The following is a 475-nucleotide window of genomic DNA, read 5'->3' as shown; positions in this document are numbered from 1 at the left end:
AGGACCATCGATCGGAGACCAGGTTCGACCACCTGACGCTCGCCCTGATGGACTGGGTCGGCAACGCGCCCCATGGCGTCGCCCTGCCTTACAATTATCAATCGTCGAAGCAGTGGGACGCCCTGTTCAACGAGGCCTCTGGTGGTTGAGCCGCGCCCGCATCGTCTTGGATAGCCTGAAGTGAACGGCCGTCTTGGCTGCCACCTCCACCCTGTCACCCGAGCGCGGGTTGCGACCGGTGCGGGCGCGCATTTCTCGGGCTGAGAAGGCGACGAAGCCGCGCAACTCCACCCTATCGCTCGCGGCCAGCGCGTCGGTCATCCTCTCCAGGATGGCGCCGACCACCCGCTCCACTGCCCGGGCATACAGGTGCGGGTTCTGCGCCGCGATGCGGGCGACGAGCTCGGATCGGATCATGCAGTGAAGGTGTCCAAGCCAAACCGGCCGGGGCAAGTGCGGCGACGCATTTTGCACC

At 65.9% G+C, this 475-nt stretch carries 1 protein-coding gene; it reads right to left on the bottom strand.

The annotated features are described in order from the left end of the window. Positions 1 to 126: 126 nt before the first annotated feature. Positions 127 to 417 (bottom strand): HU family DNA-binding protein, encoded by a 291-nt coding sequence (locus MKK88_RS30910; protein WP_244007169.1) that lies wholly within the window; start codon positions 415 to 417, stop codon positions 127 to 129. Between the last annotated feature and the right edge of the window lie 58 nt (positions 418 to 475).

The organism is Methylobacterium sp. E-005, from assembly GCF_022829725.1.
Lineage (GTDB): Bacteria > Pseudomonadota > Alphaproteobacteria > Rhizobiales > Beijerinckiaceae > Methylobacterium.
Note: the sequence above shows the minus strand (reverse complement) of the source record. Positions and strands in the feature narration are given on the sequence as shown.

Coding starts and splice junctions, on each gene's coding strand:
- MKK88_RS30910 (WP_244007169.1), bottom strand. CDS start 417: ATGATCCGATCCGAGCTCGTCGCCCGCATCGCGGCGCAGAACCCGCAC.